The sequence below is a fragment of the Petrotoga miotherma DSM 10691 genome, assembly GCF_002895605.1.
Classification (GTDB): Bacteria; Thermotogota; Thermotogae; order Petrotogales; family Petrotogaceae; genus Petrotoga; species Petrotoga miotherma.
Map to the genome: position 1 here is coordinate 23457 of NZ_AZRM01000034.1, position 26121 is coordinate 49577.

The following is a 26121-nucleotide window of genomic DNA, read 5'->3' on the forward strand; positions in this document are numbered from 1 at the left end:
AGAGGGGGATAGACAATATGGGTAAATATTTTAAAAAAGTAGTAGGAGAAAAATGCTTTTTGTCACCAGTTAATCCTGACGATTTTGAAAAATACACGGAATGGTTAAATGACCCAGAAATATCAGAAAACATGATGGTAGAAGATAATATTATTTCTTTGCTTAAAGAAAAAGATATCTTAGAAAAAATGGCTAAAGGCAACGATGTTTTATTTGCCATAGTGGATTTAGAAACAGAAGAGCTGATAGGTAATTGTGGGTTGCATGACATTAATAGAATTAATCAATCGGCTGTCCTTGGGATTTTTATTGGGAATAGAGAATATCTGTCTAAAGGATATGGTACCCAAGCCATTAAGTTGCTTTTGAATTATGGATTCAACGTTTTAAATTTAAATAATATCATGTTGGAAGTTTTTGAATATAACAAAAGGGCCATAAGATCTTACCAAAAAGCAGGATTTAAAGAAATAGGTAGGCGAAGGCAAGCAAAGTTTTTTAAAAACAATAGATACGATATAATATTTATGGACATTTTGAGAGAAGAATTTCTTGAAATAAAAGATGCGAAAGGAGTATTAGGGTGAAAGATTTAGACAATATCGAAAAATTTACCACTGGTGAAGAAATAGCTAATGCCGTTATACACGGTATAGGAGCATTGTTGAGTATAGCTGCTCTGGTGTTATTGGTAGTTTTTTCAGCGATTAACGGACAACCTTGGAGTATTTTCAGTTCGGTTATATATGGTTCGTCCTTGATTATTCTTTATACATCTTCAACACTATATCACAGCTTTCAACGTAAAAAAATGAAAGATCTCTTTGAAATCTTCGATCATTCTGCAATTTATATTTTAATAGCCGGTACTTACACACCTTTTGCACTAATTACGTTGAGCGGAAGGCTAGGTTGGATTATATTTTCTGTGGTATGGGTTTTGGCAGCTATAGGCATTATTTTTAAAATATTTTTCGTTAAAAGATTTAGGATCCTTTCAACAATTTTATACATAGCCATGGGATGGTTAGTTGTATTTGCTATGGAACCTTTAGTTACAAACTTGGATTTCTGGGGGGTCTTTTGGTTGGTCATAGGAGGCATTCTTTACACAGTTGGGACCATATTTTACGTGTGGAGAAAAATCCCATACCACCATGCTTTATGGCATTTGATAGTACTTGCAGGAAGCATATGTCACTTTTTCTCAGTGTTTTTTTATGTTATATGAGTCTCAGGAGTTTAAAACTCCAAGTGCCAGAGCTGCCAATTTCGATTGATCGTTGTCGGCTCTTGATACTAATACTATGGGAGCCTTTGCTCCCACTACAATCCCTGCCACGTTTCCTCCTGAAAAATATACAGCAGATTTTCCTAACAAGTTCCCCGAATGGATATCTGGAACAATTAAAATATCTGCTTTACCTGCAACCTCACTGTTTATATTTTTAATCTTGGCAGCTTGTTCGTTTATAGCGTTATCAAGGGCAAGAGGACCATCGACAATGCACCCTTTTATTTGGCCTCTTTTGTTCATTTGGGTCAATATCGCGGCATCTACTGTCTCGGGCATATCGGGATTAACTACTTCGACCGCCGCTAATAAAGCTACCTTGGGAGTTTTTATTTCAAGGTTTTTGGCTACTTCAAGGGCGTTGTATATAATTTGAACCTTTTGCATTAAATCTGGGTGGATTATCATTCCACCATCGCTTATCAAAAGTAATCTATCCAAATAAGGTGTTTCTACTACCGCAACATGAGAAAGCAAATTTCCTGTTTTTAATCCCCAATCGTTGTTTAAAACAGCTTTTAGCAACTCAGAAGTTTTTATCTTACCCTTCATGAGCAGATCAGCAGCCCCACTTGAAACGAGACGAACACCTTTTTCTGCTGCTTCCTGTGGAGTTTCTGCCTCTATAATGTCAAATTCCTTTCCAACAATTTCCAAATTTTTTTTAATTTCTTCTTTATTTCCAACCAAGACAGGGTTTGCAAACCCTTCTTCACTTGCTTTTGATAAAGCCTTCAAAGCTTCAATATCTTCAGCACAGACAAGAACGACGTTCTTTGTTGGTTTGGACTTTGCTCTATTCAACAATTCTTCAAAGTTTTTCATGAAAGAGTCCTCCTTTGTTGACTATACTAAGCATTTCTCTGAGAAGCTTCTTCAATTACAGGTTTTTTCCAGTTCCCAAAAATTAGAAAACCTAGGGCTAATACAAGGGCAGATAAATTACTTATTATCATAGCGATGAAAATGCCTATGTAACCGTGAGTCTCAGCTAAGAAAAAAACCAAAGGTACCCTTATTCCCCACAATCTTACCATATCTATAATGGTTGACTGAATCGTATGCCCTGTACCCCTTAAAGTACCAAGAAAAACAGAAACTAACGAGAAGAACGGAAGTGAGAAAGAAACATATCTAAAAAATTCCTCTCCAACTTTAATTACTTCGGGGTCATTTATGAAAAATTTCGTTATATTGTGACCAAATAAAAACATAACCATTGAAGCACTACCAACGATCAGTAAAGTTGCCAAAGAAGCTTTTCTAACTGTTTCCTCAGCCCTTTCAGGTTGGTTTGCACCTACATATTGACCTGTCATAGTAGCCGTTGCCAAAGATATTCCCATAGCGAACATAATTATTAAATTGTTCATTCTATTTCCGATTCCGTATCCGCTAATAACAATAGGCCCAAATTGTGCAATAACTCCCATAATTATAGCAAATCCTATAGCTGTAAAAGATTCGCCAATAGAAGAAGGTAAGCCAACCGATAACACTTTTTTTATAAGTTTTGGATCAGGGACAAAATCTTTGGCGTGTAATTTAAAACCCTCTCTACCTTTGAACAATACAAATAAAAATACAACAGATATTATAACTTGAGATAACATAGTTGCTAGCGCTGCACCAAATACGCCTAAATTGAATTGGAAAATGAAAAGAGGGTCAAGGGCCACATTCAACAAGATTGATATACCGTTGTATTTCAGGGCTATAAATGAATTTCCCCATCCCCTAAATATACCCGCTACCGTTTGCATTAAAAAAATGAAAGGTAAGCTAAATGCCATTATTTTTAGATACGTATTACTAAGTTCGAATATGTTTTTATCCAATTGTAAAAGAGATAATAATTGCTTGCTAAAGATCAAAACTATTGCCATAATGGATAAAGCCACGAAAGTCATTACCAAAATAGTTTGAGCTGCCGATTTTTCAGCTCTTCTTTGATCGCCGTATCCTGTATATTGGGCTATCAAAGAGGTTCCAGCGTAGGAAAATCCTGTGGCAAAAGATATAAAAACAAAGATCAGCGGCCAAACTACAGTAGGAACAGATAATTCCAAAGGACCTAACTTTCCCAAAAAATAAGCATCAGTTATATTATATATCGCTTGCATCATATTTGTCAAAATAATTGGCCAGGCTAAGGTAAATAAAGCTTTCCATATGGATGTTTTTAAAACATCAACTTTTCCTGTATCTTTGATTTTCATTCGTTATCACCTTTAATGTAAAAATTAATTCGCTATCCTTATTAATATTTTATCAAATTATTTGAGATTTGGGTTAAGAATAAAGGTATATATTTTAAGCTTAGTAGTTAGATACTATTAAAAAACAAAGAAATAAAAAAGCGTCCATAAAAAAGGACGCCCAAAATGAAGATAAAGTTTTTATCTTTGAATACTAACTAATCTTAGACCAATTCTTCTTCTTGTTTTATCAATGTTTATTATTTCCACTTCTACGATATCGTTTATTTGCACAATATCCGTAGGATGAGCTACAAATCTTTCAGCAAGGTTTGACTTATGAATCAAGCCGTTTTCTTTTATTCCCAAATCTACAAAGGCACCAAAATCAGTAATGTTAGTTATTTTACCTGATAATCTCATACTTTCTTTTAGATCTTCAAATTTTAGAATATCATCCATAAGTTGAGGTTGAGGCATTTCATCCCTTGGATCTCTGCCGGGCTTTTGAAGTTCTTTAAGTATATCGATCAATGTATATTCCCCTATTTCCAATTCTTCGGATATTGATTTTAGATTTTCTTTTTCGTTTAAAAGTTGAGAAACCTTTAATTTTAATGGGTCCAATTTTTCTTTGATTTTTAAATCATCCAAGGTGTAGCCATGTATATTTATTAATTTTTCCGCTGCTTCATAACTTTCTGGATGTATTCCCGTTATTTCTAGCGGGTTTTCCCCATCTATTATTCTCAAAAATCCTGCACTTTGTTCAAAAGCTTTTTCTCCAAAGCCTTTTACGTTTAAGAGATCGGCTCTTTTATTGAATGAACCGTTCTTTTGACGGTATTGGACAATTTTCTTTGCCAGGCTACTGGTTATTCCTGAAACGTATTCTAATAAAGAATATGAGGCTGTGTTTAAATTAACACCAACGAGGTTAACCACGCTTTCCACAGTTGCGTCGAGTTTTTCTTTCAACTTTTTTTGGTTGACATCGTGTTGATACTGTCCAACACCTATAGATTTTGGGTCAATTTTTACGAATTCTGCAAGAGGATCCTGTATTCTTCTTCCTAAACTTATAGCTCCTCGGACAGTTACATCGTATTCTGGGAACTCTTCTTTTGCCAACTTAGAAGCGGAATAAACAGAAGCTCCAGATTCATCGACGAATATGTACTTAAGATTCAAATTATTTTTCTTTATTAAGTCAACGACGAATTGTTGAGTTTCTCGTGAGGCAGTCCCGTTACCTATCGCTATTAGATTTATATTATACTTTTGAATTAAACCCATCATAATTTTCTCTGAGTTTTCTATATCATTTTGTGGAGGAACGGGGAATATCGTATCGTTAGCGAGAAAATTTCCCATTTCATCCAATGCCACAACTTTACATCCCGTTCTGAAACCAGGATCAATTGCTAAGACCCTTTTGTTTTTTAAAGGGGGCGTTAGTAATAATTGCCTGAGATTTTTGGCAAAGAGAACTATCGCCCCTTCTTCTGCTTTTTCTGTTAGATTTTGTCTTATTTCTCTTTCTATTGATGGGTTTAACATATTTGTGAATCCATAGATCAAACCTTTGGATATAATTTTATCGCAGATCTCATTTCCTGTTTTGTATCTAGATTTTTCTTTTTCAAGCCACTCATCATCAATAATTAGTTTTACATTTAAAACTTTTTCTTTTTCTCCCCTGTTTAAAGCTAAAACTCTGTAATTTGGGATTTTTGAAATTTCTTGTGTGAATTCGTGATACATATCGTACTTAGTGGCTTCTTCGACAAACTCTTTCTTCTTTTCAGAGTGAATCTTACCAAATTTTTCGTAATGCTTTCTTAGACTTTCCCGATTTTCTTTGTCATGGGCAAAGGTTTGACCTATTATGTAGGAAATTCCTTCTGTCACTTTATCTATATTATCGTATTCTTCAGATACAAATTCTTCTAATTCATCTAAAGATTTGATATTACCTAATAACACTTTGTTTGCTGCAGGTTCAAGACCAGCTTCTATAGCTTTGTCGGCATTGGTTTTCTTTCTTTTTTTGTAAGGAAGATACAGATCTTCCAATTCAGTCATCTTTTTAGTGTTGATGATCTTTTCTTTTAGCGCATCTGTTAATTTACCTTGATCTTCAATGCTTTTTAAGACAGTTTTTTTGTAGCCTTCTAAGTTTTGATAATATTTAAATAACTCTTCTATTCGCCTAATCTTTTCTTCGTCTAAATTACCTGTTCTTTCTTTTCGATACCTGCTGATAAAAGGTACGGTGTTTCCCTCATTTAGTAATTCTACAGTGTTTTCAGTTTGAAATAGTTTTATGTTTAAATCCTCTGTTATTGTTTTGATTATATCCAATACTTTTACCTCCATAAAACAATGTATTTTACTGGTTTTAGAAAATCTAAATTTTCTCTAATTCACGATAGAAAATTTGTAAATTGTTGTAGAAGAGTACACTTCTGAGGGCCTTAAAATTGTGGAAGGAAAGTTTTTCTGATTTGGAGAGTTTGGAAAATGCTGTGTTTCCAAAGCTATTCCAGAATATTTTCCGTAGTGTTTTCCTTCTTTTCCGTATGTGTCAACAAAATTACCTGTATATACTTGAATCCCAGGCTCGGTTGTGTATATCTTCATCACTCTTCCACTTGTGGGTTCAACCAACCTTACAGCTAAGGATATTTTGCTATTTTCTTTGTTTAATACGAAATTATGATCTATTCCTTCTAACGGAGAATCTTTCAGATCTTTGAGCACCTCACCGAGAATTTTTGGGACTGTAAAATCAAAGGGTGTGTTTTTGACACTTTTTATTTCTCCGGTGGGGATTAACGTTTCTTCTACAGGTGTATAATGATTAGCAAAAAGTTCCAACTGGTGATCAAAAATATTTCCTCTACCTTCACCTGCTAAATTAAAATAACTGTGATTTGTCAAATTTATAATAGTAGTTTTATCAGTAGTTGCGGTATAAGAAATCTTTAATTCATTATCGTTGGTTAATGTGTAAGTAACGCTTACACGTAAGTTTCCTGGATAACCTTCTTCACCATCGTGGCTTAAACGTTTGAACCGAACAGAAGGTCCTTCGACAGTTGTAAAAGCTGTCGCTTGAAATATCTGTTTTTGAAACCCCTTTAATCCCCCATGAAGATGGTTTGAATTATTATTTTGAGCCAAGGTGTAATTTTTACCTTCAAGTGAGAATTGCCCGTTTTTTATTCTGTTTGCATGTCGCCCTATTGTAGCACCGAAAAAGGGATTCTGTGGAGTGGGTTTTTCATAATCTGAAACAGTATCGAATCCTAAAATTATGTCTTCCATTTCTCCCTTTTTGTCAGGTAAGTACAAAGAAACCAAAGTAGCACCGTAGTTTGTTACTTGTACCGTGATTCCATTCTCGTTTCTTAATGTGAACAAAGTTACTGGAATGCCTTCTGTTGTATATCCCCATTGATTTTTTTCAATATGTTCTAAAATTGACACTCGATATCCCCCTTTTATTTTTTCTAATATCCAATAATATTATATCATATAGGGAGATACCTTGTCAGAAAACCATCCTCTCTTTCTTATTTGTGTTTTTGAAAAGAAAAAAAGTTTATTGAAGTTAGCGGTAATTTTTAATTAAAAAACGCTTACGATTGGTCCTTATGACATTTTCTTATTTGAGGGGCGTGGTAGTATAATAAATATATATTCTTAAAAGAGGTGATTTTTGTGAAGTCTTACCCTCCAGAGTTAAAAGCTAACGTTGTTAAAGAGCATGTCGAAAAAGGTGTTTCTTGTTCTCAACTTAGTAAAACTTACAACATCCCTACCAGAAATATCTATAAGTGGGTTAAGAAGTTTAGAGATTCTGGTGAGAATTATTCTTGCTTTTTCAATGGCCCTTTTAACAAAAATTCCATCGTTTCTCGTGGTTCTAAGGTTCCTCCTGTGGTTTACGAGAATTCCGGTGTCGATTTGGATGAGATTTCTCGACTTTGTATGGAATACCCCGATCTCGCTCAGACTCTTCAAGCTTTGAAGAATTTGGTGATCGAAAAGGATATGGAGATCAGAGTTCTTAGAGAACAAGTTGAGTTTGTAAAAAAAAATTTGAATCAGAGAAAATGATGGAAAATAGACACGCTGATTTTAAATCTACACCCATTTTAGATATCCTATATATCAATAGGTTACATCGAGAGTACGGCGTTTCTCTTTCTTATCTTTTTGAAGAGTTCAACGTAAACTCCAGCACTTATCATTACAAAACGAGGTTCTTCTTGGATACCAGTTCTTTGTCAAAGAAAAAGCATTCTAATTCTAAAACTCGAGGTTTTTGCTATACTGTGAATGGCGATAAGGTTCCTGATGAATTTGTAATCGCTGAACTGATAAAAATCAAGGAACATCTCAATATGTATGTCTCAAAGCAAAAAACTATAGGTTCTACTAAGCTGTGTGCGTATTTTAGGAAAAATTATGGAATAATTATCAATCATAAAAAGATGAGACGTTTGAAACACGAAATCGGTTTGGTTGGAAAATATACAAAACATTGAAAATTTCATACATTAATATCTTTATTTTTGAATAGGTAATAAGAAAAATAATATATTCCAAAAGATATTAGCAAAATTATTAAGGAATTTACCCAAAAGATTTTTTCCTCTAAAACGGTTTCCATCAAAGGAATATAGTTAAATATGCTGAAGTATTTTATCCAACTTGTTGCCTCTATAGTCTTTGCCATAGTATCTCCAAAATACATGAAAATTAGTATACTAAGTGAGATACCCAGGTTTGAAGAATTGTTTTGGGTGAGTATGCTTATTATCACAGAAATTGAAGAGAAAAATATTTGTACTGTAAGGGAATATATTCCAAAAGCCAACAATATTTCTGGATTATATTCATATTTCATAAAAATAGCGTACATAGAAACAACCGAAAGGGTAAAAATAATGTTTAAAAATAATATATTTATCATTATATTCGTGAATTTAGTTATGTATAAAGTAGATCTACTTATTGGCTTTACGCTCAAATATTCTATAGTTCCTTTTTCATATTCATCTGCAAAAACTTTCCCTACAAGCATCGCTGAAAAAACAGCTCCCAATAAATAAACAAAACTCATACCTTCTGACCCGAATATACCTTCTGGTTTAGTAAATATTTGTTCACTAAAGTCGAAAGATTCGAGTAAAAATTTGGGCATATTATTAATTAGTTCTAATACATTATTGGACTGAGAAAGGATTTGATTACTCATAGGTATATACATGCCCGTAAATAAAACAAACAACAATGACCATAATAGTGTATTTTTATAAGTGAATTTAAGCTCTTTTTTTAATAAATTTAAGTTCATTCTTCATCACTCCTGTAATAATCGATAAATATTTCTTCGAGAGACGGTCTTTTTATTTCTATATCTTCATACGAACATTTAGATAAAATTTCAAAAAAACTATTTAAATCATCATTTTTTACCAAATAAGTTATATAAGAATCCTCTTGTTCTTTTATTTCAAAATCTTTGAATTTATTTATTTCTTTGAGTTTATAGATCGTTATTGTTTTTTTAAATACCTTAGCTATCTCTTCAATATTACTTTCTTTTATTATTTTTCCTTTTTTTACGATCCCTACTTTATCACAAATTTTTTCAACTTCTGATAATATATGAGATGAAAAAAGAATTGTGGCACCTCTTTCTTTTTCCTTTTCTAAAATACTATATAATTTATGCTGTAAAAGAGGGTCTAAACCGTTGGTAGGCTCATCAAAGATTATGTATTCGGGTCTGTGTACAATGGCTTGTATTATTCCAACTTTTTTCTTGTTTCCCATTGAAAGTTCTTTGAACTTTTTGTTTGTTTCAAGTTCTAATAGATCTATTAGCTCTTTTTCATATTTCTTATCAATATTTTTATAAAATCTATCGTTAAAATCAAAAAAATCTTTTACTCTCATATTTTCATAAAAATTGACTTCTCCAGGGAGGTAACCTATTTTATTTTTTATATGCTTAAGGTCGTGTGGGATGTTTTTATCCCCAATTGTAATTCGCCCTTCATCAATTGAAATCATACCCATCATAGCTCTTATAGTCGTTGTTTTTCCAGCACCATTAGGACCTATAAGGCCGTATATTTCTCCTTTTTTTATTTTAAAGCTAATGTCCTCTACTCCGAGGTATTTTCCATAGTATTTTTTGATATTCTCCACTTTTATCAAACCGGGTACCCCCTCACTTTGAATTAAATTAATTGTATATAATTAATATAAACTTTAACAAAGTTATATTGTCAGAATATAAAAAATTATGTTTCTAGAATATAAAAATAGATAGGGGAACCATTCCTTTGAAGATTAATATTTTATATTGATCTTACTAATCGAAAAAGAAATTTAAAAATCGAAGATTCAAGAAAAAGGTAAAAAGAAAAGATTTAATCAAATTACTATACAAACTTTAATAAATAAAGGGAAATAAGGATATGTAGAGCCACTTTTGAAAAAACAAAGAAAGTAAAACGCCCATGGAGGGCGCTTTTTCAGAAATTATTTCAGTAATTCTTTTAGCTCTTCTATAGTTATTTCTAACAAGTTATCTCCTATGTAATCTATCGTCTTCTCATCTGCTTTTCTTATCTTGTCTTTTATTTCTTCAGTTAGTTGGTTACCAAATCTTTTGCTTAATATTCTAACTGCGAACTCTCTTTCGCCTTCAAGTTTTCCTTTTTCAATACCTTCTCTTTCACCTTCTAATTTTCCTTCGTTTCTCAACTTTTCAGCTATCGTCATAACTATCTCACCCCTTCCAGGCATTATTTCTTTTTGTACCTTTAATATCTCCTCTATCGTTACATCTTCCCTTACGTTTAATAGGTAGATCATGCACCCTTCAAACCATTCATGTACCTGTTCTTCTGGTAGTTGTTTTATGTATTCAAATACCCTTCCTAATCTTTCTTTAAATTCTTCTTTGGTCATTGCCGTTCCTGCTCTCATCGCTTCTATTGCAACTTTCATCGCTGTTAATCCTATTATCCTTTTTTTCCCTTTGATTGAGAAATCACATATTTCATATCGATATGTCGGTAAGTATGTTTTTAGTTCATCTGGTAAATCTTCTATCCCTTGCACCATATTTGATAAATTCGTTTCTACGTTCCAGACTTCTCTTCCATGGTATATTACTATCGGTATTATTATCGGTACCTTTTTTGTTTTGGGATCGTATTTTTCTTCCCATATGCTCGTAATGTATCTCAACAGTTGAAAGATTACTTTACCTTCAATGTAGCTTTTATGTTCCATCAGAATGTATATGTATCCATCTTGTCCTTTTATCTTTGTTTTATACAACATATCCGAGAGGCTTTCTCTTAGGTTTTCATCTACATGACTGTTGTTTTCAGGAGTTAAATAATCTAGGTCTACTATTTCTGCAGCTTCTTGAGGTAGATAATTTTGTAAGAAGTCTCGAGCTATCTTTTTATCACTGAAAATCCATTTGAAGAATCGATCGTGAGGATTGTGCACTAATTCATTCATATTTTGCCTCTCTTTTTTGTTAGATTTGGTTTATTCAACTTAATTATACCATATTTTGAGAAATCTATAAAACTCGCATTAGTTCATATTATACGTAAGCAAAAGATTGAAGAAATCTGAATATTCTGAGGGATAAAAAATAACGAAAGAGAAAATAAAAATTCACATGAAGTTAATATTTCTTGCAGATACTATTAGTGGAGATGAGAAAATTAGAGAAATTGGAATTTACTAGAGAACAAGTAGTTCTCTATCCTGAGTTAGAATTAAAATTCCGTCACTAAAAATTGCCAATATTAAATCTTCTCCCAATTTATCGCCAGCGGAAAGCTTTATAAGTTCATCAAAGAAATAAACAAACCCGGTATTTCTTCCTTCTGAATCTATGAAAAAACCCGAGAATTCTACCCCTTCTTTTTGATATTTAGGCAAGTTATCTTTTTGTGACCATAGATCTAATAAGTCAATTTTTAAAGGTTCGAAAATGTTTGAGCTTTTTATATAAAATTTATTATCTTTAACATCCTTAGAGGTATACTCAAAATTAGGGTATGAAAAGGATACTGAGATGTCAAAATTATGCCCTAGTTCAAGAAAAGAATCGTTATTTCTTTTTATAGTCATATTTTCCACCAGGAGGTCTGAAGTTAAAATATTTTCTAACTCTTTTTGTAGAGATTCTGATGAGAAATTGCCTTCCATTTCTGAAACGGTATGGAGAGGGAATTTTAAATTCGGGGATTCAATTTCATAATTTTTTATGTAAACTAAAGTTATGATCAACAAAAGAATAATGAATAGATAATGTTTCATGGGTTGACTCCTTGTTCTTTAATTTCAAGAACCACATAATATTTTGATCCCATATTGATTTTGGTGACTTCAGATATGGAATATTTACTCTTTATTTTTTGAGTAGGTTCCATAAAGGTTGCAACTTTTGCAGATAGTCCATTAGCTAAAGAGTAATTGAATTCTATTAAATAAAAATTGTTATCTGTTAAGAAATCAAAAAATTCACCTATATCAGTTCTTTGGTTGGCAACTTTGTAAAGATAGTTGTTGTAAGTATAATTTAAGTTTTTTTGCATCTTTTTGATATTCAGATATTCTTGATATTTGCCATAACTTTCAACCACTAGAAGAACAAAAAGTAAAATTATTGTTGTTATTAGTATGTATTTCAGAAGTTTTCTAACGTTAGATTCTAACAGGAACAATTCTTTTATCCTCCAAATATTTTATTGCTAATTCCTTCAATTCTTGGTTATCAAAAAAGTATGTTGGTTTTTCGTCAACTATTAATCCTGAAAATGCGAATTCTGTGTTTCTAATGAACTCATAATTGTAAAAATCTGTACCCAGAACATATCTGCCTTCTTTGAATTCCAAGACTTTTTTCAAAAGAATGGACTGAACAGGTAGAATACTGTCAAAGAATAAAGATCTTTTTGATTTTTTATAATCACTAGCATCGATTACCAAAAAATATTCTTTATCAGAAGAATGTATCTTTTTAAAAGTAATTTTTTTATCAGTTATTTCTTGGAAGTATATTTTTCTCAGTTGAAATTCGTTTTCAAATGGTTTAATAAAACAGTCTATATGGTTTATACATACTTTTTTCCCTTTGTATTTGAGCTTAATCATAATAATCCCTCCAAAGGCTTGAAGATAGCTCATGGATTGGTGAGTGCTCCCGTGACAGGAACTACGTTAAATATGGTTTTCCCTTCGCTGTTTACAATTCTGCCTCCCATTCCTGCTATTTTTCCAAAGCTCCATAATAGATCTTGGCTGCTTTGATCTTCTATTCTGTATCTTATATCATAAGTCACAATTTTTAATCTCCCCTGTACTATTTGAGAGCGTAAGATCCCGTTTAAGTTGTTATCTTCTCCGTAATGTGTTGATGCACTTCTTGTTTTATACACCACCTCTGAAGCTATGAATCTTTCGGTAAGAGATGAAAAATATCTTTGAAGTGGATATACAGTGAAAAAAACTATCGACGAGAACAAAATTAATTCGATACTCAAAGAAACAAGCACTTCCATAAGTAGAAAACCTTCTTTATGAGATTTAGAATGTGCCACCCATTTCAAATTTTATCCCCCCTAAGTAGACATTGGAATAAATTTCAAATGCCAAACTCAAAATTATTACAGATAAAAATATTATAAGCACAGGTTCGATCATTTTCATAATTTTATCCGACGCGGTTTTAAAAGAAGAATAATAATAGTTTTCTAAAAAGTCAAATACCTCTTTATAATTCCCTTTCCTCTTTGAGACGCTTATTGTTAAAGAAAATTCTTTAACATCTTTGATTTTTGAAAAAACCTCGGTAAGATCTTTCCCTTTTTCTATATCCAAATAGGCTGTTAAGAAAGTGGATGATATGTACTGTGAATTTGTATTCGAGAGAACTATTTCTAAAGCGTTGTATATTGTGAGACCACTTTTTAAAAGTAAGTTAACGTTCCTTGTGAATTCATGAAGTATGTAGTTCTTGTACAAGAATTTTAAAAACGGAATCTTTGTCCAAATAATGTCGTTCTCCTTGCCTATCCAGAAAGTTATCAACCCTAAGAAGAAAAATATCAACAAACTTATCAACATGTAAGTTGATAAGTTGAGATTAATGTCGTATCCTAAAAGTGAAGAAAACTGTGGAATAACCCAAAAATTTAGAAGAAAAAGCAAAACCAAAATTGATGAAAGAATGAGGAGAGGATATATTAATGATTTTTCGGCGGTAGACTTGGAGAGTTTCATGTTGTTATAATAATTTTTTAAATTGGATAAGTTTTTTCTTAAAATTAGCGTTGTCTTTGAAATATTTATGGTATATCTAAAGTAGCTATCTATTTCTGGAAAATCAAATGCGGTTTTGTAGTCTAATCCTTTTTTGACTAAGAAGTAGCCCTTGGAAATTACACCTCTTATGAACTTATCAACCTGTTCGTTGAAAACTAAAAATTCCATAGCTTCGAAGAGCGTCAAGCCTGAGTTTACAAGGAGGTACAGATTATCAACAAGGCTGATCATTTGATCTGTATTGAATTTTTTACGGTTGAAATAAAAGTTATCAACATTGATGTTGATAACTATGATATTGAGATTAGACAGAAGAGCGTAAATTTCTTCTTTATTTTTTAAAAGTAATAGACATTCGTATCTTTTATTTGATGATCTTTCCTCTACTTCCACCTTGTAAAGTTTTTTCATCTTTTCCCTTCTTTTATCCTTTGAAATTTACCTTATTTCTTGTTTTGATTTCATCCATGATCAATTCGTAAAAGTATCTGCTTCTCATAACTTGAATGGATTTGTATAACCTTTGTATGGTTGAAGATTTATGATAATTATATGGTGAATCATATATTTCTATTTTTTCACCTTTATACTTTAATAATGAGTAGCAAGGTGTTCTTGAAAAGGAAGCGGTATTGTACCATCCTTGAAATGGTGGCCTAATACCAGGTAAGAGGGTAGAAAAGAAAAAACTTTCTTGAATGGTCCCGATCTTTTTAGTAGTTATTTCTTCGGTTTTTAAATTTATCAGTTCGATCTCTAAAGGAATATTTAAATTGGCGTCTTCTTTTAATTGATATTTGTACTTGCCTAAATTTGAAGAAAGTTTGAGACAATTTTTTATGTTTCCAAAAAACATGTAATCTTTGTCTATTGTGTTCAAGTAGGGTTTTAAGCTTTTTATACTTTGATGAAGAATCTTTTCTTTTTTGAGTTGAAAACAGGCGATACAAAACCCTGTGATACCATTGGTGATGATTTTATCATAACTGGATAGATCTAAATCTTTCAAATTTTCAGCTGCTTTAATTCCTTGCCATCCAAAACCTCCGCTTACTAAAATCATAGTATTTTCTCCAAGATTTCTTCCTTTTTTTCTAAAACAGCTTTTCTCCCAGTATCTATTAAGGCTTGTGTTTGTGTAAAATCTAAAGTATTGAAATCTTCTGTGGGCAATTCGATAAGTATGTTAGCAAACTTTTTTGTTAAATTATCGTATATATTTTCTCTTATACAATCCATCCTATCAAAAGCTTGGGAGGCATTTTTTATTTCCTCGTATTTTATCTTCTTTGATAAGAGTTTTAGGGCGATAATTTTATCCGCACCAACTTTTTTAGCCGTTAGGATAGGTAGCTTTTCCAATGTTCCACCATCTATGTATTTGCTACCGTTTATTTTAACGGGCCTGAATGCACCAGGCATCGCCATACTAGCCTTTAAAGCAGGGAACAAAGGTCCTTCATTGAAAATTACTAAATCTTCACTTTCCATTTTTACGGCGGTACAATAGAATTTAATTTTCAAATCTTCAAAGGTAATATCTTTAAATACCTTTTTTAATATGTAAAAATAAAGAAAAGAGGGTAAAGTCGATGGTAGTAAGTTTGCACCTATGCACGTCAAAATAGAAGGTATTTTGCGCGACATAGGTGCTTTTTTTATAAAAGGAGCTTTTTGTAACCTTAAAGCATATTCATATAGTAATTCGGAGTTACCTAAAATGGCATAACCAGCACCTACGAGTGCGCCAATACTTGTACCAACAACGATATCAAATTTGATCCCCATTTTTTCAAGTTCTAAAAGTGCCCCAACGTGGGCAGCACCTTTAGCCCCGCCTCCAGATAAGGCAACAGCAAGCAATCTCAAGCCCCCATAAAATCATTTATATGTTCTATCACTTCTTTTACCTTATTAGCATATTTTCCGCCGGCTTGTGCAAAAGTTGGTCCACCGCCTCCACCGCCACCTAAATAGGAGGCTATTTTTCTTGCAATGTTTCCCGCATGGAATTTTTTAGAAATGTCTTTGGATACCTTAACTACCAAACTTACTTGATCGTTGTTACTCTTGTTGAAAAGGATCACAACGCCTCTACCCAACTTTTGAAGTAGAATATCGGCTGTATTGGCATGAACGTCTTTTTCCAAATTTTCTAATTGAGCTACTACCACCTTTTCGCCTTCAATGATTTGTGGGGTTTGCGCTAATCTTTCTATATTTTTTGTGGCTAGTTGAAATTGAAGTTGTTTAATTTCTTTTTCCTGATTTTTGATAGTTTTTAGGATGGTTTCGATTTTATCTGGTATCTGGTCCCTTGATGAGTCTAATATTTTAGATAAATTAGTGATAATACTTTCCAATTCTATAACATAGTTAAGACTTTCAAAACCAGTAATAGCTTCTATTCTTCTAACTCCTGAAGAAATGGAAGATTCTTCCAGAATTTTGAATAGACCTATTTGTCCTGTATTCGAAACATGTGTTCCACCACAGAACTCTCTTGAGAAATCGTCAATTTCCACAATTCTTACCACTTCTCCGTATTTTTCTTCAAATAAGGCTATAACATCCATATTTTTTGCCTCTTCTAAGCTTTTTAGGTATATGTTAACAGGGATAGCTTTTTGTATTTGTTCGTTTACAAGGTATTCGATTTGCTTTATTTGATCTTGGCTCAAAGGCTCATAATGTGTGAAATCGAATCTTAATCTTTCCGGAGCCACATATGAGCCAGCTTGCCTTATATGCTCTCCAATTACTTTTCTTAGTGCAGAATGCAAAAGATGTGTTGCTGTGTGGTTTTTCTCTGTCGCTTTTCTCTTTTTTTCATCAACTTTTAGAAATACTTTTTCTCCGTTTTTTATACTACCTTTTTTTATTTTTACTAGGTGAGATATTATCTCATTTCTTATAGGTTTAACATGTATAACTTCAGCTTCGAATGATTCATTGTAGATAATACCCTTATCAGAGACTTGCCCTCCCCTTTCTGCATAAAAAGGCGTTTTAGAGAAAAATAGTTCAATTTCTTCATCTTCTTGAGCTTGTTGGACAATACTGTCTCCTTTGAGTATAAGCTGAACTTCTTCGGTTGAACTTAGTTTATCATAACCAATAAATTCAGTTGGATTCAAAAATTTATCGATTTCTTTGTAAATTTGTTTAGTTGTATCATATTCTACTTTACCCGAAGCTGCTCTTGCCATCTCTCTTTGTTTGTTCATCAGTTCTGTGAATTCTTTTTCATCAACTTCTATCCCTTTTTCGGATAATATCTCTTTTGTGAGATCCAAAGGAAATCCGTATGTATCGTAAAGTTCGAAGGCGATTTTTCCGGGTAATGTATCTTCGTTGTTTAAGTTTTGAATTATGTTGTTTAATCTTTCCATCCCTTTTTCCATCGTCTCAAAAAACTTTTCTTCTTCCATAGAAGAAATATCTTTAATTAAATTTTCTTTTTCGATAAGTTCAGGATAAAATTTTCCCATTTTTTTAATCACTGTTTCAAGAATACTGTTTAAAAATGGGCCTTTTGCACCCAAAAAAGCTCCATGTCGTACAGCCCTTCTTATTAATCTTCTTAAAACGTAGCCTCTTCCTTCATTTGATGGTATAATTCCTTCAGATATTAGAAAGGCAATCGCCCTTGAATGATCAGCTATTACTTTTATTGATACATCTTTGCTTTTATTTTCTCTGAACTTTACACCAAAGATTCGTTGTATTTCTTCTATTGTTTCTTTGAATAGATCGGAGTCAAAATTATCATATTTGCCTTGAGCCACTGCGCAGATTCTTTCAAAACCCGCCCCGGTATCAATGTTTTTTCTTGGTAAAGGAGATAGGTTTCCGTTTTCATCGGAATAATATTCAGTGAAAACTATATTCCAAATCTCGACAAAACGTCCACAATCGCATGCAGGAGTGCAGTTTTCTTGATCAGGGCAGTTTTCGGTATACCCTGTATCAAAGTATATTTCTGAACATGGCCCACATGGGCCGGTTGGACCTGCAGGTCCCCACCAGTTTTCTTCTTTACCGAATCTTAGTATTTTATTTTCAGGTATTTTGATGTCGTCTTTCCAAATATTAAAAGTTTCGTCATCGGTTTCATACACAGAAGCCCATAATTTTTCGGCTGGAAGTTCCAATTCTTCTGTTAAAAATTCCCAAGCCCATTTTATAGCCTCTTTTTTGAAATAATCCCCAAAAGAAAAATTCCCCAACATCTCAAAAAAGGTATGATGTCTGGGGGTTCTTCCAACATTTTCTATATCGTTCGTCCTTAAACATTTTTGACATGTGGTTATCCTCGTATACGTTGGTTCAACTTTTCCCCAAAATATTGGTTTAAAAGGGACCATTCCAGCCACCGTAAACAACAATTGAGGATCGTTGGGAATTAAGGAGGAACTAGGTAACCTTTTATGCCCTTTTTTCTCAAAAAAATACAAAAATCTTTCTCTGATTTCTTCAGAGGTAAAATATTTCATATAGAAATCCTCCTAATTTTTTTTCAAATTATTCTTTCTTTGAAAACTCTAAAACTTCTGTCAGTAACCCTTTGCCCCGCTTCCCACCCTCACTGAAGTTTCTGATTTCTATTCTTTTAATATTTAACTACTAAATAAGCAGTATCATTATCGATAAGTATGTTGTTGTTAATCTTTTTTAGCTCTGTTGCGGAAAGAGTTGTACCATTGTATTCGATTCTGATTTCTAAAGGGTTAGTCGAATCTATTTCTATATTTTCAGGTTGAGAAGTTAAATAGCCATCTGACAGAAGATCTTCCATTTCTAAGCCTTTTAAATCGGGATTGTAAATGCCATAGTTCATTACAGCGACTTGAACATTTTGCATTTCAGTTACTATTTTAGTTGCTTTAGCTTGATTGATAAGTCCTGTAACCGATGGGATGGCGATGCTTGCGAGGATCGAAATGATCCCCAATACTATTAGAACCTCAACTACTGTGAAACCTTCCTTAAATTTTGTGTTTTTCATGTTTCCCCCCTATATCCATAGTATTCTCAACAAAAAATACCACATTGGGGTTACGATCAACAAACCATCAATTCTGTCGAGCATTCCCCCATGACCTGGTAGAATTTCTCCAGAGTCTTTTACATTATAATACCTTTTAATAATTGATTCTGTTAAATCACCGATGGTATCGAAGAAACCCACCATCAGCGCAAAGATAAGAGTCTGCAAAAGAGTTATTTTTTGAATACTTCCAAAAAAAATCCCAATGGAATCAAATATAAGTATATAAGCAAAAGCGAAAAAGATGCCACCTAATAATCCCTCCCAACTTTTTTTTGGTGAAAAATGTGGAGAAAGTTTATGCTTACCAAAACTAAGTCCGAAAAAATATGCACCGGCATCATAAGCCCATACCGTGGTTAATGCTAAAATCGCCATCCCTGCTCCATAGTTCAAATGAATCAAATAAAAATTTGAAAGGAAAAAAGATACGTAGATAATACTTAATGCAGAAGATTCTATAAACCTTTTTGTGTGAGTTATCTCTTTAACTAAGAGCATGATCGAAAATACAGACGCTACAAAAGCTAAGAAAAATATTCCTTCACTTTCAAAAGGTAAAATTCCTCTATATTCAGCCTCCAAAGAGAACCCATATATAAGACTAGATGTTCCTACAATAAAAGTTAGCAAAAGCTTGATGAAATCGTTTTTGACATCGCTTGTAAATAATTCAATCAGTTCAAAGGATGCCAACATCACTATAGTTGTAACCAATCCTAAAAGAGTGGGATATGTTAGATAAGAAAAGACAACTATGGGTCCTATAATTACCCCTGATAATACTCTTGTCCAGAGTTCTTTTTTATTCAAAAGTTTTCCTCCATATCTTTAAACTTACTGCTTATACCACCAAATCGTCTTTCTCTTTTAGAATAATCTAAAAGGGCGTTGAGATAATCATCATAAGAAAAATCGGGCCATAGAGTTTCTGTAAAATACAGCTCCGAATAAGCAGATTGCCAAAGTAAAAAGTTACTTAATCTTTGTTCACCTGCGGTTCTTATTATTAAATCAGGATAAGGAACATTCGGTAAATAAAGGTTGTTGTCAATATCTTCTTTTGTTACCGTTATCTTCTTTTCTTCCAAGATTTTGTTTACTGCATCTAAAATCTCTTGCCTTCCACTGTAATTCAAGGCAAAGATCAAATTGAAATCTTTGTTATGTTTACTTATCTCCTCGATTTCTTTACAAGTCTTTATAAGATTTTCTGGTAGTTTATTGATTCTTCCCAAAAATCTTACATTTACCCCGTTTTCTATGATTCGTTTAAGGTTATCTTCAAAGTATCTTATGAATAAATCAAACAAAAATTCTATCTCATTTTGTGGTCTCTTCCAATTTTCTTCTGAAAAGGTGTATAAGGTAAGATAATTAATTCCAAATTCTTTAGACCACTCAATAACATTTAGGGCAGTTTCAGCACCCTTTTGATGTCCATAGTTCCTGTCATGTCCACTTTTAGTTGCCCATCTTCCGTTTCCATCCATAATTATACCCACGTGAGTAGGCACTTTCGAAAGTTTCATATTATGACTCCATAATCTCTTTTTCTTTCTTTTGGAATATTTTTTCTGCTTCTTCTTCTTTTTCTTTCAAAATCTCTTGGATTTCTTCCTCCATTTTTTTTGCTTCATCCTCACTTAATGAGCCCTCGTTCTTTATTTCTTTAATCTTTTTTATATCGTCTCTTCTAATGTTCCTTAAAGCTACTTTTGTTTCTTCCAGCATTTCTTTTACCGCTTTTACTAATTTTCTTCTTTCTTCGATAGTGGGATTTGGAAAAGATACCCTCACTACGTTACCATCATTTATAGCGTGAAAGCCAAAATTAGAAGCATTTATCGCTTTTTCTATAGGTTCCAGCATCTTTTTATCCCATGGAGTGATCACAACGGTTCTTTCTTCTCCAACACTTAAAGTTGCGACCTGGTTAATAGGAGTTGGCACCCCATAGTAATCAACTTTTATATCCTCAAAAATAGCGGTAGTAGGTCTTCCAGTTCTTACTTTTTTCAATTCATCTTCGAAATGTTCAATGGTTTTTTTCATTTTTTCTTCTGCTTCTTTCGCATAAGAACTTTTCTTTGCCATGACTTCACCTCCGGAGAAAAAATTTTGAATTTTTTGCAAGGATAAAGTGTAATTCAGCAAATATTATATCACACAGAAGGTTTTTTCGTATATGATATAATTAAAAGTGAGAAAAACACGAAAAGGGGGCATTATTGTGAAAAAGTATTTTATCGTATTTCTTTTTGCCATTTTGTCTGTGCACTTTTTTTCAGTAGATGTAATTTCAACTGATCAGGATAATTATATATTATCTAACAACTATTTGACAACAGGGATTTCTAAAGAAAATGGATATATCACCTTTTTTAAAAGTAATGAAGCTAACCAAAGTCTTTTCACAAATCATAAAATTCTAATTTCTAGTGTAGAATTCCAAAACAGCGTTATAGAAACTTCAGAAGATTCAATTTCTTTCATTTATGATCAAAATGACTTCAAAGTAGTGAATAAATATACCTTACAAGATCAAAACCTCTTATTGAGTACTATGATAACTAACAAAACGGAAACAAAAAAAAGAGTCCAAATGAATGAAATAATAGATTACTCAGACACATTTCCTTTTTTTATCAAGTCAAAGATCTTAAATAACTATGTATTAGTTCTTCAGCAAGATTTTGGGAGCTTTGGCTATTTCCCAGTTGATGATCAAACATTTCAGAGGGTTATAGCAAACGATGAGATGACCACAAGTATCTCATTTTTTACCCTTGAACCTCAGGATTTGCTGGAATTTACAAGAGTTATAACCGTTGGTGAGAGTGTTAGCGAAATAGAAAAAAGATATTACGATAAATTCAGTATAGGTTATGCAACTATCGAAAAAAATATAATATTGGGCAATGAAAAGTCTGCTGAGGGCATGAGAGTTGTTCTAGAAGATAAATTGGGAACCATTCAAGATGTTCAGCTCGTTGATGAAAAAGGAAAAGCTAAATTTTATCTTCCCTATGGCGAAGATTATGAAAATTTCCAAGTTAAGGTAGATTTTGGAAATTTGAAGAGTGAATCTGTTTCTCTTTTGGGGTCGGAAGGTCTTTTTGTTGAAGTTGCTGAAAATTATTTTTATTACAAACCTTTTCTCACTAATAAAGAGGAAAATGGTGTGACTATTAATTTCAGGATGGCTGTCCCTGCTCGATCAACTGTAGACGTTTACGATTCAGACAACGAAGCTAAGGTGTTAGAAATACAAAACGAATTTCCTTTGGAATATCATTATATAGAACTTTCTGATTTGCAACCTGATTCTTCCTATGAGTATGTGATAAATGTTGAAGATACCTATACTCTAAATGAGGTTAAGACAGAAAAAAAGGCTTTTAAAACAAAGCCTTTAGATGAAAATATCAATACCTTTAGATTCATAGTTTATGGAGATACCCAAATCTATGATGAAAGGCACGCTTACGTTGTTAATAGAATTGTAGAGGATTCGGATCTAAATACAGCATTCATTCTTAAACCTGGAGATCACACGGAAGAAGGTACGTCAGAAAAGAGTTGGAGTAAATTTTTTGAATCTGCATACCCTTTAAGTTCTCAAATTCCATATTACATGGTTTTAGGTAACCATGAAAGAAATAGCATACTGTATTATAGGGCATTCGAGCTTCCAAGTGGTGGTGGAGATTATTCCAAAAGATGGTACTCTTTTGATTATGGAAACTCTCATTTTGTTATCTTAGATTCTAATATTTTAGAATCTTCAAATCTGTATGAAAAACAAATGGAGTGGTTAGAAGAAGATCTTAAAAACAATAATGATAAAAAGTTTATCTTTGTGGCTTTTCATCATCCTTTTTGGACGACAGCCACGGAGTATGGCAGTATGGAAGAAAACCTTCCAGAAGGTCATTTCAACACAAAAAATTGGTTACCTATTTTCAAAAAGTACGGTGTTGATGTTGTGATAAACGGACATATACACGCTTACGAAAGATATTTCAAGGATGGAATTATGTTTATAACCAGTGGTGGAGGGGGTGCTAAACTAAATACAAATCATGGAGCGGATCCTTTGCCCTGGCATGTAAAGCACGTGCTTGGAAAGCTTCATTACATTATTTTTGATGTTTACGAAGATTCTATCAAGGTTACTGTAAAAGCAGTGGCAAGAGTTGATAATCCTCTTTTCCCAAATCAATATACTCCAATTGATGAAGTAATTGATGAATTATACATATACAAAAAGTGAAAGGGAGATAATTCTCCCTTTTTCACAATTTTACTAAACCTGAAAACCCCATAAAAGCCATTGAAAGAAGTCCAGCTGTTATTAGCGCTAAAGCGGTACCTTGGAAAGGTTTCGGAACGTTGTTTAGTTGCATTTTTTCTCTTATTGAAGAAAATATTATCAATGCTAGCGAAAACCCCAATCCAGAGGCAAAAGAGTTTACCACACTTTCGATAAAGGTGTAATTAGTTTGTATGTTTAACAATGCGATCCCCAATATTGCACAGTTAGTTGTTATAAGGGGCAAGTATATTCCCAAGGCTTCGTAAAGGGCTGGGATTGATTTTTTAATAAAGAACTCAACAAATTGAACAAGTACAGCAATTACAAGAATAAACACAATCGTTCTCAAAAATTCTACTCCAAGCATTATTAGTATCTGATTTAAGAGCCAAGTTATTACTCCCGCTAACGTCATGACAAAAATCACGGCGATAGACATACCAATAGCGGAACTTTTGCTTCTAGAAACTCCTAAAAAAGGGCAAATACCTAAAAATCTAGTTAAAATAATATTGTTAACTAAAGCGGCTGAAATAAACAGAAGGATAAGATTCATTTTTTAGCACCTGCCTTCTTCTTTTTATTTTCTCTACTTATACCTATTGAATTGAACATTCCAAGTAAAAGTCCTAAAGTTATAAAGGCACCAGGTGGGAGTATGAAAAGGTATAAATTAATGGCTTCTCCCCAAATAGGAAAACCAAAGATTGTTCCATTGCCCAATAATTCTCTTACCGATCCTAATAATACAAGGGCGCCTGTAAAACCTAAACCGATTCCCAAGGCGTCAAGTATTGAATCTACAACTCCATTTTTCGATGCGAAAGACTCTGCCCTTCCCATAATGATACAGTTAACAACTATCAAAGGTATAAATATTCCCAAAGTCTGCCATAATTCGTATGTTAATCCATGCATTATGAGATCTATCATTGTTACAAAAGAGGCTATAACTACAATATAAATAGGTATTCTTATCTTTTTAGGAACTATTTTTCTAATCAAAGAAATGACAATGTTTGACATTGTTAAGACAGATAGGGTGGCTATTCCCATACCTAAACCATTTTCTGCGCTTGTGGTTGTAGCTAAAGTAGGACACATTCCCAATACCTGAACAAAAACGGGATTGTTTTTTATCAAACCGTTGGTAAAGTTTTTTAGATCAGCCATCTTTTCACATCACCCCTTTCTCTTTTAAAAATTCTACAGCTGCATTGATAGAATCGGCGACCGCTCTAGGAGTAATTGTTGCTCCTGTCATTACATCACTAGTTTTTACTACACCTTGTTCTTTGTAAGTATTTATTGAATTAGTTGGGACAGTAACACCAGCGTCTTTATCGACTTTAACGCCTACATTTAAACCTGATTCTGGGATCGAGCTAAATCTTTTTTTTACAGATTCTTCAGAGATTCTGGCCCCTAGTCCCGGCGTTTCTTGTGAATAATTTATTACTTCTATTTTATTCAAAGTAATTTGGCCACCTTCTTTTTTGATGAACGAAATAACGCTAACCACATCTCCTCCGTATCCTACTCCTGAAACTGTCATGACATAAATTTCAGTGTTATTTTCAGTAAACTTATAAACAGGGGAATAGACTTTTGCATTTTTTTGACTTACGTATAAAACTCCATTTTGATCTTCTTTCCATATATTTCTTTCTAACTCTTCTTCGTTTTTAGGAATATTAGAAACTAAATATTCACCCGTATTTGCATCTTTTAAGACTTCTTCTATAGCTGACAATGTATTATTAAATTCGGATTGTACTATCATTGGATTCACAAAATTGTACACAACAGATACTAAAAATCCGGCAGCAATCATAAAGGCGGCTAAGATTAAACCTGTTTTTATATATTCACGCATGTTTTATCTCCCCTTTGGTTGTTCCATATATTTTGGGTTTTAACCAATCATCTATCAAAGGGACAAACGCATTCATGATAAGGATTGAAAAGGAAACACCTTCGGGGTAACTACCAAAGAATCTTATGATCATCGTCAAAATACCAGCTCCCATACCAAAAACGAACTGGCCCTTTATGGACATTGGAGAAGTAACCATATCCGTTGCCATGAACAATGCACCTAAGATCAAACCCCCTGCTAAAAGATGAAACAAGGGAGTTCCAAATTTATTAGGATCAACTATATGAAAAATAGTGCTAAAAATCAAAACCGTTCCTATATAGGATACAGGGATCATCAATTTTATTCTGCCTTTAATGACTAAGTATATGAAACCAATAATTAAAGCTAAAGCACTAACTTCTCCGATAGAACCAGGAATTCTGCCGATGAACATATCCCAGTAAGTATAATTTTGGAGTACTGTGTTCATTCCTTCTTCAGAAATTATTCCTAAAGGGGAGGCAGAAGTAACAATATCAGGATTCTGGTAATAAAAAGGTACATACCAGGTAGTCATAGCTGTAGGGAAAGATATCACCATAAAGGCCCTTCCAACTAATGCGGGGTTAAAAAAGTTTTGACCTAGACCTCCAAAAACTTGTTTTGCTAAAATGATCGCAACCACTACTCCTAACATAATTTGCCACCAGTTTACGGCTAAAGAAAGGTTCATACCCAAGAGTAATCCTGTAACAGAAGCGGAAAAATCAGGGATATGGTCTTTTTGCTTCCTTACAAAACGAACGATCGAAAAGTCCAATGTTTCTGCAAAAACCATAGAAAATAACATAATGAAAAGGGCTCGAAAACCAAAGATCCATGTTGAAACAATAACAGCAGGTATCAATGATATCAAAACATCGATCATAATTTTTCGGGTGGTATTGGTAGTTCGAAAATGGGGTGCTGCTTCAGTGCTAAGTTTCAACTCAACCCCTCCTTCTTTGAATGGCTTTTATA

At 33.1% G+C, this 26121-nt stretch carries 28 protein-coding genes; 5 read left to right on the forward strand and 23 right to left on the reverse strand.

Translation table 11 applies throughout. The features are described from left to right. Positions 1 to 17 precede the first annotated feature (17 nt). Complete coding sequence (locus X928_RS06900) at positions 18 to 587, forward strand: GNAT family N-acetyltransferase (protein ID WP_103077707.1); 570 nt, start codon at positions 18 to 20, stop codon at positions 585 to 587. Beyond that, entirely contained in the window at positions 584 to 1231 is a 648-nt protein-coding gene (trhA, locus tag X928_RS06905) for a PAQR family membrane homeostasis protein TrhA (RefSeq protein ID WP_103079074.1), read from the forward strand. Before X928_RS06900 ends, trhA begins: the two co-directional genes overlap by 4 nt. A 3-nt stretch (positions 1232 to 1234) precedes the next feature. Here the strand turns inward: trhA and X928_RS06910 are convergent, their stop codons facing one another. The 4 genes from X928_RS06910 to X928_RS06925 all read right to left on the reverse strand — a co-directional run bounded on the left by X928_RS06910 (position 1235) and on the right by X928_RS06925 (position 6984). Next, complete coding sequence (locus tag X928_RS06910; RefSeq protein ID WP_012208998.1) at positions 1235 to 2119, reverse strand: bifunctional enoyl-CoA hydratase/phosphate acetyltransferase; 885 nt, start codon at positions 2117 to 2119, stop codon at positions 1235 to 1237. A 26-nt stretch (positions 2120 to 2145) separates the two neighbouring features. Continuing rightward, positions 2146 to 3513 carry an MATE family efflux transporter gene (locus tag X928_RS06915; protein WP_103079075.1) on the reverse strand — a complete coding sequence of 456 codons (1368 nt, stop codon included), beginning with the start codon at positions 3511 to 3513 and terminating at the stop codon, positions 2146 to 2148. A gap of 180 nt (positions 3514 to 3693) precedes the next feature. Continuing rightward, on the reverse strand, positions 3694 to 5856 hold the full coding sequence (locus X928_RS06920; protein WP_103079076.1) for a Tex family protein: 2163 nt from the start codon (positions 5854 to 5856) through the stop codon (positions 3694 to 3696). A gap of 57 nt (positions 5857 to 5913) precedes the next feature. After that, positions 5914 to 6984, reverse strand: a complete 1071-nt coding sequence (locus tag X928_RS06925) for an aldose epimerase family protein (RefSeq protein WP_012209001.1) — start codon at positions 6982 to 6984, stop codon at positions 5914 to 5916. 234 nt (positions 6985 to 7218) lie between these two features. Between X928_RS06925 and X928_RS06930 the strand changes: the two genes are divergently transcribed. Together X928_RS06930 and X928_RS06935 are read left to right on the forward strand one after the other, a co-directional pair. Beyond that, positions 7219 to 7617, forward strand: a complete 399-nt coding sequence (locus tag X928_RS06930) for a transposase (protein ID WP_169926332.1) — start codon at positions 7219 to 7221, stop codon at positions 7615 to 7617. Next, positions 7617 to 8048 carry an IS3 family transposase gene (locus X928_RS06935; protein ID WP_012209003.1) on the forward strand — a complete coding sequence of 144 codons (432 nt, stop codon included), beginning with the start codon at positions 7617 to 7619 and terminating at the stop codon, positions 8046 to 8048. Before X928_RS06930 ends, X928_RS06935 begins: the two co-directional genes overlap by 1 nt. Before the next feature lie 5 nt (positions 8049 to 8053). On the opposite strand, the gene X928_RS06940 is transcribed toward X928_RS06935, so the two are convergent. From X928_RS06940 to frr, 15 genes are all read right to left on the reverse strand, one after another. Continuing rightward, complete coding sequence (locus X928_RS06940; protein WP_103079078.1) at positions 8054 to 8860, reverse strand: ABC transporter permease subunit; 807 nt, start codon at positions 8858 to 8860, stop codon at positions 8054 to 8056. Continuing rightward, entirely contained in the window at positions 8857 to 9720 is an 864-nt protein-coding gene (locus tag X928_RS06945) for an ABC transporter ATP-binding protein (protein WP_245857205.1), read from the reverse strand. The genes X928_RS06940 and X928_RS06945 overlap by 4 nt, the downstream gene beginning before the upstream one ends. 336 nt (positions 9721 to 10056) lie before the next feature. Continuing rightward, positions 10057 to 11052 carry an Rpn family recombination-promoting nuclease/putative transposase gene (locus X928_RS06950; RefSeq protein ID WP_103079080.1) on the reverse strand — a complete coding sequence of 332 codons (996 nt, stop codon included), beginning with the start codon at positions 11050 to 11052 and terminating at the stop codon, positions 10057 to 10059. A gap of 231 nt (positions 11053 to 11283) precedes the next feature. After that, positions 11284 to 11865, reverse strand: a complete 582-nt coding sequence (locus tag X928_RS06955; RefSeq protein WP_103079081.1) for a hypothetical protein — start codon at positions 11863 to 11865, stop codon at positions 11284 to 11286. Next, the gene (locus tag X928_RS06960) at positions 11862 to 12272 is read right to left on the reverse strand and encodes a hypothetical protein (RefSeq protein WP_103079082.1); all 411 of its coding nucleotides are present in this window, start codon (positions 12270 to 12272) and stop codon (positions 11862 to 11864) included. Before X928_RS06960 ends, X928_RS06955 begins: the two co-directional genes overlap by 4 nt. After that, positions 12253 to 12702 (reverse strand): hypothetical protein, encoded by a 450-nt coding sequence (locus tag X928_RS06965; RefSeq protein WP_103079083.1) that lies wholly within the window; start codon positions 12700 to 12702, stop codon positions 12253 to 12255. The genes X928_RS06960 and X928_RS06965 overlap by 20 nt, the downstream gene beginning before the upstream one ends. A gap of 29 nt (positions 12703 to 12731) precedes the next feature. After that, positions 12732 to 13157 (reverse strand): hypothetical protein, encoded by a 426-nt coding sequence (locus X928_RS06970; RefSeq protein WP_103079084.1) that lies wholly within the window; start codon positions 13155 to 13157, stop codon positions 12732 to 12734. Then, positions 13135 to 14283 (reverse strand): type II secretion system F family protein, encoded by a 1149-nt coding sequence (locus X928_RS06975; protein WP_103079085.1) that lies wholly within the window; start codon positions 14281 to 14283, stop codon positions 13135 to 13137. Before X928_RS06975 ends, X928_RS06970 begins: the two co-directional genes overlap by 23 nt. A 13-nt stretch (positions 14284 to 14296) precedes the next feature. Continuing rightward, positions 14297 to 14935 carry a hypothetical protein gene (locus X928_RS06980; RefSeq protein WP_103079086.1) on the reverse strand — a complete coding sequence of 213 codons (639 nt, stop codon included), beginning with the start codon at positions 14933 to 14935 and terminating at the stop codon, positions 14297 to 14299. Then, positions 14932 to 15735: a patatin-like phospholipase family protein gene (locus X928_RS06985; RefSeq protein ID WP_169926333.1), complete on the reverse strand. Its 804-nt coding sequence runs from the start codon at positions 15733 to 15735 to the stop codon at positions 14932 to 14934. The genes X928_RS06980 and X928_RS06985 overlap by 4 nt, the downstream gene beginning before the upstream one ends. Positions 15736 to 15737: 2 nt before the next feature. Beyond that, a complete protein-coding gene (gene alaS / locus X928_RS06990) occupies positions 15738 to 18368 on the reverse strand; it encodes an alanine--tRNA ligase (protein ID WP_103079088.1) in 2631 nt (876 codons plus the stop codon). Between the two features lie 116 nt (positions 18369 to 18484). After that, positions 18485 to 18880, reverse strand: coding sequence for a prepilin-type N-terminal cleavage/methylation domain-containing protein (locus X928_RS06995; protein ID WP_103079089.1), 396 nt, complete (start codon positions 18878 to 18880; stop codon positions 18485 to 18487). Between the two features lie 9 nt (positions 18881 to 18889). Then, the gene (locus tag X928_RS07000; protein ID WP_103079090.1) at positions 18890 to 19735 is read right to left on the reverse strand and encodes a phosphatidate cytidylyltransferase; all 846 of its coding nucleotides are present in this window, start codon (positions 19733 to 19735) and stop codon (positions 18890 to 18892) included. After that, a complete protein-coding gene (uppS, locus tag X928_RS07005) occupies positions 19732 to 20454 on the reverse strand; it encodes a polyprenyl diphosphate synthase (protein ID WP_103077730.1) in 723 nt (240 codons plus the stop codon). Before uppS ends, X928_RS07000 begins: the two co-directional genes overlap by 4 nt. 1 nt (position 20455) lies before the next feature. Next, positions 20456 to 21019 (reverse strand): ribosome recycling factor, encoded by a 564-nt coding sequence (gene frr, locus X928_RS07010; RefSeq protein ID WP_103077731.1) that lies wholly within the window; start codon positions 21017 to 21019, stop codon positions 20456 to 20458. Between the two features lie 136 nt (positions 21020 to 21155). Here frr and X928_RS07015 point away from each other — a divergent pair, with 136 nt between their 5' ends. Continuing rightward, a complete protein-coding gene (locus tag X928_RS07015) occupies positions 21156 to 23198 on the forward strand; it encodes a metallophosphoesterase family protein (RefSeq protein WP_103079091.1) in 2043 nt (680 codons plus the stop codon). Between the two features lie 22 nt (positions 23199 to 23220). On the opposite strand, the gene rsxA is transcribed toward X928_RS07015, so the two are convergent. Genes rsxA through X928_RS07035 form a run of 4 tightly spaced genes read right to left on the reverse strand, consistent with a single transcriptional unit; the run spans position 23221 to position 26089 of the window. Further along, the gene (gene rsxA, locus X928_RS07020) at positions 23221 to 23796 is read right to left on the reverse strand and encodes an electron transport complex subunit RsxA (RefSeq protein ID WP_103079092.1); all 576 of its coding nucleotides are present in this window, start codon (positions 23794 to 23796) and stop codon (positions 23221 to 23223) included. Next, positions 23793 to 24413 (reverse strand): electron transport complex subunit RsxE, encoded by a 621-nt coding sequence (rsxE, locus tag X928_RS07025; RefSeq protein WP_103079093.1) that lies wholly within the window; start codon positions 24411 to 24413, stop codon positions 23793 to 23795. The genes rsxA and rsxE overlap by 4 nt, the downstream gene beginning before the upstream one ends. 4 nt (positions 24414 to 24417) lie before the next feature. Then, positions 24418 to 25116, reverse strand: a complete 699-nt coding sequence (locus tag X928_RS07030) for an RnfABCDGE type electron transport complex subunit G (RefSeq protein ID WP_103079094.1) — start codon at positions 25114 to 25116, stop codon at positions 24418 to 24420. Next, entirely contained in the window at positions 25109 to 26089 is a 981-nt protein-coding gene (locus X928_RS07035) for an RnfABCDGE type electron transport complex subunit D (RefSeq protein WP_103079095.1), read from the reverse strand. The genes X928_RS07030 and X928_RS07035 overlap by 8 nt, the downstream gene beginning before the upstream one ends. Positions 26090 to 26121 lie beyond the last annotated feature (32 nt).